General features: G+C 64.5%; 10 protein-coding genes and 1 tRNA gene. 8 read left to right on the top strand and 3 right to left on the bottom strand.

Annotated elements, in window-relative coordinates; translation table 11 throughout:
* Positions 1-444 precede the first annotated feature (444 nt).
* Positions 445-1,092: a helix-turn-helix transcriptional regulator gene (locus tag ABZS43_RS27470; protein WP_355038853.1), complete on the bottom strand. Its 648-nt coding sequence runs from the start codon at positions 1,090-1,092 to the stop codon at positions 445-447.
* 236 nt (positions 1,093-1,328) lie between these two features.
* On the opposite strand from ABZS43_RS27470, the gene ABZS43_RS27465 reads away from it, so the two are divergent.
* The 6 genes from ABZS43_RS27465 (at position 1,329) to ABZS43_RS27440 (ending at position 5,932) form a co-directional block, all read left to right on the top strand.
* On the top strand, positions 1,329-1,697 hold the full coding sequence (locus tag ABZS43_RS27465; protein ID WP_355038852.1) for a hypothetical protein: 369 nt from the start codon (positions 1,329-1,331) through the stop codon (positions 1,695-1,697).
* Complete coding sequence (locus tag ABZS43_RS27460) at positions 1,694-2,143, top strand: hypothetical protein (protein ID WP_355038851.1); 450 nt, start codon at positions 1,694-1,696, stop codon at positions 2,141-2,143. Before ABZS43_RS27465 ends, ABZS43_RS27460 begins: the two co-directional genes overlap by 4 nt.
* A 183-nt stretch (positions 2,144-2,326) precedes the next feature.
* Entirely contained in the window at positions 2,327-3,370 is a 1,044-nt protein-coding gene (locus ABZS43_RS27455; protein ID WP_355038850.1) for a helix-turn-helix domain-containing protein, read from the top strand.
* The gene (locus ABZS43_RS27450; RefSeq protein ID WP_355038849.1) at positions 3,367-4,068 is read left to right on the top strand and encodes a hypothetical protein; all 702 of its coding nucleotides are present in this window, start codon (positions 3,367-3,369) and stop codon (positions 4,066-4,068) included. Before ABZS43_RS27455 ends, ABZS43_RS27450 begins: the two co-directional genes overlap by 4 nt.
* Complete coding sequence (locus tag ABZS43_RS27445) at positions 4,065-4,718, top strand: helix-turn-helix domain-containing protein (RefSeq protein WP_355038848.1); 654 nt, start codon at positions 4,065-4,067, stop codon at positions 4,716-4,718. Before ABZS43_RS27450 ends, ABZS43_RS27445 begins: the two co-directional genes overlap by 4 nt.
* A gap of 53 nt (positions 4,719-4,771) precedes the next feature.
* Entirely contained in the window at positions 4,772-5,932 is a 1,161-nt protein-coding gene (locus ABZS43_RS27440) for a tyrosine-type recombinase/integrase (RefSeq protein ID WP_355038847.1), read from the top strand.
* A gap of 44 nt (positions 5,933-5,976) precedes the next feature.
* Here the strand turns inward: ABZS43_RS27440 and ABZS43_RS27435 are convergent.
* Positions 5,977-6,048, bottom strand: a tRNA-Cys gene (locus ABZS43_RS27435).
* A gap of 126 nt (positions 6,049-6,174) precedes the next feature.
* Here ABZS43_RS27435 and ABZS43_RS27430 point away from each other — a divergent pair.
* Positions 6,175-6,723 carry a MarR family transcriptional regulator gene (locus ABZS43_RS27430; protein WP_355038846.1) on the top strand — a complete coding sequence of 183 codons (549 nt, stop codon included), beginning with the start codon at positions 6,175-6,177 and terminating at the stop codon, positions 6,721-6,723.
* Between the two features lie 121 nt (positions 6,724-6,844).
* Positions 6,845-7,909, top strand: coding sequence for a hypothetical protein (locus tag ABZS43_RS27425; RefSeq protein WP_355038845.1), 1,065 nt, complete (start codon positions 6,845-6,847; stop codon positions 7,907-7,909).
* Between the two features lie 136 nt (positions 7,910-8,045).
* Here the strand turns inward: ABZS43_RS27425 and ABZS43_RS27420 are convergent, their stop codons facing one another.
* Positions 8,046-8,822 (bottom strand): enoyl-CoA hydratase, encoded by a 777-nt coding sequence (locus ABZS43_RS27420; RefSeq protein WP_355038844.1) that lies wholly within the window; start codon positions 8,820-8,822, stop codon positions 8,046-8,048.
* Positions 8,823-9,164 lie beyond the last annotated feature (342 nt).

Raw genomic sequence — 9,164 nt, 5'->3', positions numbered from 1 at the left:
CGCTAATTCTCTAGAAACAGCGAAGCGCTAGAGAATTAGCGAGCGGACGGGGGCAGGCGCTGCGCCGAAGGCGCAGGTCAAAGCAAGAAGCGGAAAAGTGTCCCGAAGTTTTTCGGGGAATCTCATTTTCGGGACATCTTCGGGTCAACTTCGGGACATTCGCGGGTCAGATCTTCGCTTCAGCGGTGTGACTGAGTACCCAATCGCGGTAGTCGTCAGGGCATTCGAGGGGATAGGCGGTGACTGAATCGGCACAGATAGCCCGCGCTCGGATGGCCACCAAGTGTTGCGCCCGGGTGTGCAGACGAACTCGAGTTCTAACCCCGCTATCCGCACTACGACCTTGGTAGACCTCGCCAGTTGCGGCGAGCTTCGCGGCGACGAGTCTTCGAGTCAACCGGCCGAGAGCCTCGGGGGGCACACCTGCCGCATCGAGATAGACGGTTACGAGCTGGTGGCAGTAGTTGGCCATGTTTTGAGGTTCTCCTTTTGGTCTTTGACCGCCAACAGCTGCTGCTCTGCTACCGCCTGCGATCGCGCGAGCACTCCCCAACCGCGAACGACGATGCCGTCGTAGTCGAGACCGGCCCAGATGCCTATTGCGTGCTGCCCCTGGGGATGAAGTGCGAAGTAGTACGACCCAGCTGTCCGGACACCTTCGTCATTGGATTCGTACCATCCGAGCAGAGTGCCGGTATCTCGGTGGAGCCTGAGCTCCCCGACCCATGCATAGTCTCCTAGCTCAAGGGCGTTCTCCCCCTGGGCTCGTTCGCCGTCGAGAATGAGAAAGTCACCGTCTTGCGCGATATGGAGGGGATGAGTGTCGATTCGCTCTTCCCCGTCTTTCCAGGTTTGCCAGGAGGCCCACCACTCGCCGCCGAGACTCGGTCCCGTGCTTGCGCGACCCGCCAACTCCGTCAACGAGATGCCTAGTGCATCTGCAAGTTTCACGGCAACCGGCAGGGTCGGGGCCTGACTACCTTCTTCGTAGCGCCCGATCTGACGAGCAGTAACCCCAGCCAGCTCGGCCAATCGGCTCTGCGTCAGCCCCTTGCGGATGCGGTAGTGCTCGATCACGTCGTTGGCGGCCATAGGGCACCTTCCGTTGTGTTGGTAAACGTGGCTCCGACATCCACACTTCCAGCGGTTGACCTATTAGTCAACATAGGACTATAGTCCGATTCAGTCCCTAGTCGGATTCGGACTTATAAGTCTACTGCGGGACGCAAAAAACTCCCCGATGGCGGTAACCATCGGGGAGTCAGTGCTCAGGAACGGGCTGGAACCCGCCCTGGGCGATCACTTCAGGATTGAGAGGTCCCAGAAGCATGTCCAGTGTAGAACCTCCGGAGTTCGTGCCGGAAATGAACGACCACCGGTCGAGTGACCAGATCAGAGCCCGTGAAGCCCGCGTGCAAGCGGTCGCGGTGGCGGCCGAACGAGTGTTCGCGGCGGCCGAACGCCGCTACGTCGCAGGTGGACGCCGTTCGAGGGCGCAGGACGCGATCGATGCCAGCGAGCAAGCCTGGAAAGCAGCCCACCCCGAACACGGTGCCCGTGCCCGTGCCCGTGCCCGGCGTGACGCCGACGCGGTGCACCTCGCGGCGAGTCAGGATCTCGATGAACTCCAGGCGCGTCGTGATCGTGAGAGCGCGCAGGCTCGTCAGGCCCGTCGTGGTGTGGAGCGGTCGCGATGACCGAGACACCCAAGGACCGCACACTGCTGGATTCGCTGTTGCGTCAGCAGCATTCACGCAGTCACACCGAGTTCAAACGTGCCTATGACCGTGCCGCCGCACGGATCGAACCCGAACTCGTCGGCACCGCACCGACCCGCGTACCCGCCGACGTGCGGATCAAGCCCGCGGTGGACTCGCACCGGTCTCCGGAACCACCCGACACCGTCACACCGATCCGGTCGGTGACAGTCGGTCTCGACCGCCCGGCGCCCGCACAGCCCAACACGCACGCCGACATTCCGCCCGCGGCCGGTACAACGATCCACACCAACGCCCGCATGCGCGCGCTCATGAGCTGGGTCGACCAGAACTCACCACTCAAAGAAGCCGACATCCACCCGCAGCGCGAACCCGACCAATACCGCTCCTACAGCCGTGGCCGGGGCATCGAACGCAGCCAGTGAACCGCGCGGCCGTGACCTGGGTTTCGTAACCGGTCACGGCCGCGCAGGACCTCTATAGACATCTCAGATGTCCATGGACGTCCAGACAAGTACTGCCAGGGGCTGATGCCGTCCCCTCCATTCTCGGTGTCATTGCAGTGCAACGTTTTCCACGCTTCCCAACAGAGAGGGGGTTGACTCCTGATGAACCACAAGAAGAGGGTTCCAACTGGCGGCAGTGATGCGGCGGCCGAACGCGACCAGCGCATCCGGCAGCTGCGAGACCTCGGCGCCACCTACCAACAAATCGCGCGACAGCTACGCATCAAAGCGCGCACGGTCGAAACCGTGCTCGGTGAAGCCGCAGCCCTGCACGAATCCGGCCATACGGTGCGGGAAATCGCAGCGCAGATCGGGTTGCCCAAGTCGACGGTGCAACGGCTGTTCGCCGATAAGTCGGGCACCTCGTCGTTGTGGACGGCACGCAGCACCACCGCCATCGCGGGCCTGGTCGACATGTACGCCATGCAGATCGACGTGTTGGCCTGGTACCTCAACATGGATCGATCCCACGTCTACGCGCTGATCAATCAGCTCCACGCCGATCGGATGATCTCCAAACCGGTCAAGGTCGCGGCCGGTGCGAAGTGGGTTGTACCGACCGGAGAAACCGCGGCGTCCTACCTCGGATGGCGACCCCACACCGTATGGCGGCCCCCGGACAAGGACTACGAACACTATCGCGCCGTCGCCCAAGCCCGCATCATGCTCGGCGCCACCGACCCACACCACTGGATCTCCGAACGGCGTATCCGCCATGACGCGGAGATGAAACGCCGACGTTCCCGCAACCGTAACGAAACGCTCGGCCACATCCACGACGGCCGGTTCCTCGGCCGCGTATCCGGCACCTACGGGTGGTGGGCGGTCGAGGTAGAACGCACCCAAAAAACCAAGTCCCACATGGACGAAGCCCTACGCGGCGCGATCTACGCCGCCCGCGATGCCGAACCCGAACCCATGATCGGGCTGCTCTACCTCTACCAGGGCCACAACGTCGAACGAACCGTCATGGCCGCGGTCGACCGACTCCCACCCGCCCTGGCCGACCTCGACATGCACTTCGCGCTGCGCGATTTCGATGCCGAATGGTCGGCGTTCCTCACCAACCGCACCCGCGCCCGTGCGGCGAAAACCATCCCCAACCTCACCGGCCTCACCGCGACAACCCCGAAGGAAATGCCATGACCACCACCGACGACAGAATCCCCGGCAGCGTCGACACCCGACGCCAGGCACGCGCCCTGGGCGGGATCGTCCCCCACCACGGTATGCAAGTCGACACCCTCGCACTGTTCCTGGGCACCAACCGCAGCCACTCCTACGAAGTCGCCGCCGAACTCCTCACCCTCGGCCTGGTGCATCCCCTGCGCGAGATCGGCGCCGGCGCGAAATGGATCCTGCCCACCTCCCTCGGGGTCCGCTGGTACCTCGGCCGCTCCGGCTCGACCTGGCGACCTTCTCTCTTGTGGTCGATCCGTGCCCGCGCCGTCGTACACACCCGCATCGCATTGGGAGCCTGCGACCACGAAGCCTGGCGCACCGACCACGACCTGTGCATCGACAACGCCCACCGAGGCCGCTACCTCTACGACGGCCAATGGAACACCCCCGAGGCCGTGGTCGCGGTCAAAGTCGATACCGCCGCCTACCGCCTCACACCCGGCAAACTCGCCGACACCCTACGACGCGTCACGAACCGCGTTCGTGAAGACGGTTGCACCGGACTGCTCTGGGTGTCCCACGGCGCCACACCCGCCGACATCGTGCGCACCACGCTCACCGAACGCGCGTATCACGGCGAGGCGCTGACCGTCGCGGTCCTCGACTACACCGATCTCACCGACCCGAACACACCGGTGATCACACCGTGGGGTGTCGCATGAGCGAACCGCCACGCACCACCGATGGGACAACCCGGGACACCGTGCGCACCACGCGGGACACCAGCGCACCGACGCGCACCCTCGATGAAGCGCAGCGCGCCGACACCGACCCGACGCTCCACAACGACGCTCAGACCACCAAAAACCACAGGTCACCGCGTCGCTTTGTCGCGCCGTACGAACCAACCAGCCAACACCGACCGACCAGTACAGACACCGAACCACTGTTCAATGTCACGTCAAGCAACGACGCGCGCACCGCGCGGGACACCCAGCGCACCGTCGAGCGCACCGGTCGGGACAGCGGTGCGCACCACGGGACACCGACTGTCCCACCGCGAGACACGGTGCGCACCGAGCGGGACACCTACGCACCGGACGAGACACCCGCTGTCCCGCAGCGCACCACCACACGAACCAACGCACCGCACCGAAACGGAGAGACCATCATGAGCACCGACAACTTCCTCCAGGCCGTCGACCTCGAACAGATCACCGGCATCCCTGCCGCTACCTGGCGCTACTGGGCTCACAAGGGCACCGGTCCGGCCAGCTTCAAAATCGGTCGACGCCGCGTCTACCGCGAAAGCGTCATCCGCGCGTGGATCGCGGACCAGGAAGCCCAGACTTCCCGGGGTGGTGCTGCCTGATGGCGACTCGGCGCAACCCGCGTTCGGGTATCGAGGATCGCTGGTATCCGACAGTGGTCGTGACCGACCCGGTAACCGGCGCGAAGTCCAAGAAGAAGGAGAAGTCAGCGGAACGGTTCGGCAAGGGCAAGCGATGGCGTGCCCGCTACGTCGATCCGAACGGCGTGGAGCGTTCGCAGTCGTTCGACACCAAGGCCGCGGCGCAACGCTGGCTCGACAGCGACGTGACAACCAAGGTCGTGACCGGCACATGGGTCGATCCAGACCGTAGCGCGGTCCTGTTCAAGGTGGTTGCTGAGAAGTGGTTCGCGACAAAGAAGTTCCGCAAGCCGAAGACCGTCGCCGGATACCGCTCTCTTCTGGACACCCTCGTGCTTCCGCAGTGGGGGTCGGTGCCGTTGCGCGACATCGACTTCGAGGACATACAGGATTGGGTGGTGAACCTGTCGGAGTCGGGTAGCGCCCGTTTCAAGGGACAGGGCCTATCCCCGTCTCGGGTCATTCAGTCGTATCAAGTGCTCGGCCAGGTGCTGCGGTTCGCGGTGAAGTCCAAACGGCTCGCGCACAATCCGGCTGTCGACATCGAGCTTCCGTCGACGCTCGCCGGTGAGCGTCGGTACCTCTCCCATCTCGAGGTCATGAGGCTCGGCCTCGCAGCAGGCCGGTTACGTCCGCTGGTGTTCACTCTCGCCTATACCGGCATCCGCATCGGTGAGGCGTCGGCGCTGCGGGTGATGGACGTAGATCTGGTCAATCGACGGCTTCGCATCACTCGTTCGGCAACTCCGGTCACTGGAAAGGGAACCGTGGTGACCGACACGAAGAACCACAATTCGCGGGCGGTGCCTATTCCGGAAACCCTGGCGAAGGATCTCGAAACCCTCATGCAAGACCGCGAATTGACCGCGCAGCTGTTCCCGAGCGAGAAGGACGGTGGACTGCTGGAGTACAACGAGTTTCGTCGGGCATTCAACGAAGCCGCGAACTCGGTCGGACTTCGGGGCCTGGTGCCCCACGGGCTACGCCATACCGCGGCGTCGTTGGCAATCAGCGCCGGGGCCAATATCAAGGTCGTTCAGCGGATGCTCGGCCACAAAACGGCCATGCTCACACTCGACCTGTACGGGCATCTGTTCCCTGACGACCTGGACATCGTTGCCGCAGGGATGGAGGCCGGTGCCAAAGCTGCTGCGGACCAATTGCGGACCGCATGACAGAAATTCCGGCTCCGGCCTCCAAAAAACAGCCCTGACCTTTGAGCGAGCGGCGGGAATTGAACCCGCGTAAACGGCTTTGCAGACCGTTGCCTCAACCACTCAGCCACGCCCGCCTCGCCGATAAGACTGCCGGTAGGGCTCCGATCCGACCAGGCTTGGATTCATGATGATTCCAATACGTGCGACGCCGTTTCGCGGGCTCGGCCTCTCGATCGGTCCGGCATGGAATGATCGAGTCCATGTCTCGGCCACGCCCGCTCCCGCTCGACCCGATCGAGGAGGCCCACCGCCAATGGGTCGGCCACGGCTGGGGCGATGTCGCCGATGGAATGGCCGCGGTCACCTCGCTGGTGCGGGCGCAGCAAATCGTCATGGCGCGGGTGGACGAGGCGCTCAAACCCACCGGGCTGACCTTCTCCCGCTACGAACTGTTGATGCTGCTGAGCTTCAGCAAAACCGGCGCACTGCCGATGGCGAAGGCGAGTGCTCGGCTCCAAGTGCATCCGACCAGCGTCACCAATACCGTCGACCGACTGGAATCCGCCGGATTGGTCGAGCGGGTGCCGCATCCGAGTGATCGCCGCGCGACGCTCATCGAAATAACCGATGCCGGTAGAGAATTGGTCGCCCGCGCCACGGCGGAATTGAACGCCAAAGTGTTCGCGCTGCCCGGTCTGCCACCGGACCGCGTGCAGACACTTCTGCAGCTACTTTCGGAATTCCGGCACGCCGCCGGTGACTTCGACAACGGCGGCGCCGAGCCGGTGTGGTCCGCCCAGGAAAGCTAGGTCTCCGAACCCGACTGGTCTGTTCGTTACGGCGCTGAATCGTCTACCGGGTAACGTCCCGGCATCCGCCGAGCGAATTAGTTGCGGCATTGTCTTGGCAGCGGCGGGGAAAAGGTCCACCATGGAGTCCATGGTGCTGGTTCTCGGAGTGTCGGCGGGCGCCGGCGGCGCTCGCGCGGTGCTGACGCATTCCGACCAACCGCACCTTCCCCCCATCGAACGCTGTCAGGTTCCGCGACGAGCGGGCGGCGGTATCGAGGAGCCCGTCTTCGAGGCGATCCTGCGTATGCGGCGCTCCGCCGACCAGCGCGACGAACTCATCAGCGGCACCGCCGTCACCTGTCGATGCCCGCTGCACGCCGAATCCATTCGAGCGGGCGCGGGAAACGATCCGCTCACGATCGTCGACGAACCGCTGGCCCAACTGCGCTACCTGCGCTTCACCGGACAACTCCCGGACAGCGGCTCGGTGATCCTCTACGACCTCGGCGCCTCCGGTCTCACACTCACCCATGTCGACTGCCGCACCGACGCGGTGTTGTCCAGCAAACGCAGCACCGTCCTCGGCGGCGACGGCTACGACGCGCTGTTGCGCTGGCAGCTGGCCCGCGGCGGCGTCCTCACCGACAAATCCACCAGTCGCAGGCATCGCGAAGCGCTGAGCAGTGCGCGGGTGATCACGGCGATGGACGCCGTCTCCGGCGGACGCGCTGTCATCACCCGCAGCGACCTGGTGGAACTGTGTTCGGCGGGAATCCACCATTCGGCGTCCTTCGTGCACCAGCTCATCGAGGAGTCCGGCGTCCAACCGGATGGCCTGGTGCTGCTCGGCGGCTGCAGCCGCAGCCCCGACGTGCGCGCGGAACTCGCCGGACTGGTGGATCTGCCGATCATCTACGACTCCGAACCGGAATACCTGTCGGCGCGCGGCGCGGTACTGCTGGCCGCGGAGCGCCACCACGGCGATGTCAGGATGGCACGCGTGCGCACCGGGGCCACGGCCGTGCCCGCGCGCCCGGCCGTTGGCCGCCGAAAGGTGATCGCGGCGGTCGCGGTGACCGTGGCCCTCGGCGCGACGATCGCCGGACTACTTGCCGTGGAACGGAATTCGACGCACGACCCCGACGGGGGAACCGCGCCGACCCAGGTGGAAATGGGCACAAGGCCCCACCTGTCCAATAACTGATTCCGGCGTGATCGCCGGATTGTCGCTACCCATGTCGGTCGACGGCCGTGCGGCAGAAGCGTTCTCGCGAGCCGATCCGGCGGGCGCTTTCCACCCGCGATGATCCCGGCCGGGTGATCCGGCCGGGCTCACCCGATCAGCGGTTCTCGAACTTCGCCGGACGTTTCTCGACGAAGGCGGCCATGCCTTCCTTCTGATCCTCGATGGCGAACAGAGAATGGAAGACGCGGCGTTCGAAACGCAGGCCCTCGGCGAGGGTCGTCTCGAAGGAGCGGTTGACCGATTCCTTGGCGATCATGGCGACGGGCAAGGACATCGAGGCGATGGTGGTGGCCACCTCGAGAGCGGTGTCGAGCAGTTCGGCGGCGGGGACGACGCGCGAAACCAGACCGGCCCGCTCGGCCTCGTCGACGTCCATATTGCGGCCGGTGAGCACCAGATCCATGGCTTTGGCCTTGCCTATGGCGCGGGTGAGCCGCTGTGAACCGCCGATACCGGGGATGACGCCGAGTTTGATCTCCGGCTGCCCGAATTTGGCGGTATCGGCCGCGATCAGGATGTCGCAGATCATCGCGAGTTCACAACCGCCCCCGAGCGCGTAACCGGCGACGGCGGCGATGGTCGGCTTGCGGAAATTCGCCAGCCGATCCCAGCGCGCGAAGAAATCGTTCATGAACACGTCCATGTACGACTTGGGCTGCATTTCCTTGATATCGGCGCCGGCGGCGAAGGCCCGCTCCGAACCGGTGATCACGACCGCGCCGATCTCTTCGTCGTGCTCGAGTTCGTCGAGTGCGGCGATGACGTCGTCGAGAACCTGCTCGTTCAGCGCGTTGAGCGCCTTCGGACGGTTCAAGGTGATCCAGCCGACCCGGCCCTTGCGTTCCAGCAGAATCGTCTCGAATTCGGTCACTCGGCATCCTCGTGGTCGGAGCGGCTACGGATATCTGTGACGATACATCAGGGGTGTTTTGCGAACTTCGCTCTAGTACCCTCGCGGGCTCGGGTGATCCTCTAACATGCTGTATCACAACAAAATTGGTGCTAGATCACCCCCGGAAGTTCCCGGGAATTCCCCGCCTTCCCAGCGAAAAAGACGGTCAATCCTCCACTCGACACCCGCTATGTCCCGGACGGAGCCACCGGGTTGGCCCTGCTGTGCGGTGGATTGCGCATGGGGCGGGCTGGCTGCCGCCTGCCCCATACCATAGGGCCTGCCCTTCGCGCGTAGAGGCTCCGGGGTCGAGGGTTGCGA

The organism is Nocardia sp. NPDC005366, assembly GCF_040606855.1.
Classification (GTDB): Bacteria; Actinomycetota; Actinomycetes; order Mycobacteriales; family Mycobacteriaceae; genus Nocardia.
The sequence above is the reverse complement of the archived record's forward strand: the minus strand, read 5'-3'. Positions and strand labels throughout refer to the sequence as shown.